1 protein-coding gene is annotated in these 771 nt (G+C 58.2%); it reads left to right on the top strand.

Annotated elements, in window-relative coordinates:
- Window positions 1–135: 135 nt before the first annotated feature.
- The coding region (locus tag ACR0LL_RS21240; RefSeq protein WP_480589302.1) for a cysteine--tRNA ligase at window positions 136–771 on the top strand (636 nt) is incomplete at its 3' end.

The raw sequence follows: 771 nt of genomic DNA, 5'->3' as shown, positions 1-771 counted from the left end.
GTCGTCGTAATTGCGCGAAACATGAATCAGGAGGAGCTTGACGCAAGCCTGAACATGCTCCGAATGCAACCAAATGAGGTCGAGACGGCCACCGACGGTATGATGCACGAAACGGTTGAGATGCAGGTCTGACGGATGCTGCACCTCTTCAATTCCATGGGCCGCAAGGTCGAGCCGTTCTCCCCAAATCATCCCGAACATGCGCGGATGTATGTCTGCGGGCCAACGGTTTATTCCTACGCCCATATCGGCAACGCCAGGCCTGCCGTGGTGTTTGATGTTCTGGCAAGGGTCCTCAGCGCACAGGTGCCGAAGGTCACCTACGCCCGCAACATCACGGATGTGGATGACAAGATCATCGCAGCGGCCTCTGAAAGAGGCGTATCCTGTAGCGCGATCTCGGCAGAGTTCACCGAGGCCTATCACGAAGACCTCGCTGCACTGGGTGTTGCCCCGTCTGATATTGAGCCACATGCAACGGCGCATATTGGGCCGATGATCGAGATGATCGAAGGGCTCATCGCCGAGGGCAAAGCCTATGCAGTGGAAGGCCATGTGCTCTATCACATCCCAGCCTTTCCTGACTACGGCAAGCTCTCAGGTGCAAACCCGGATGAAATGCTCGCGGGCGCACGGGTTGAGGTGGCCCCCTGGAAGCGGGACCCCCGCGACTTTGTGTTATGGAAGCCGTCCGTTTCAGATCAACCGGGATGGGACAGCCCGTGGGGCTTTGGCCGGCCCGGCTGGCACATTGAGTGTTCCGCAATGATC

It is taken from the genome of Ruegeria sp. AI2 (assembly GCF_056541275.1).
The sequence above is the reverse complement of the archived record's forward strand: the minus strand, read 5'-3'. Positions and strand labels throughout refer to the sequence as shown.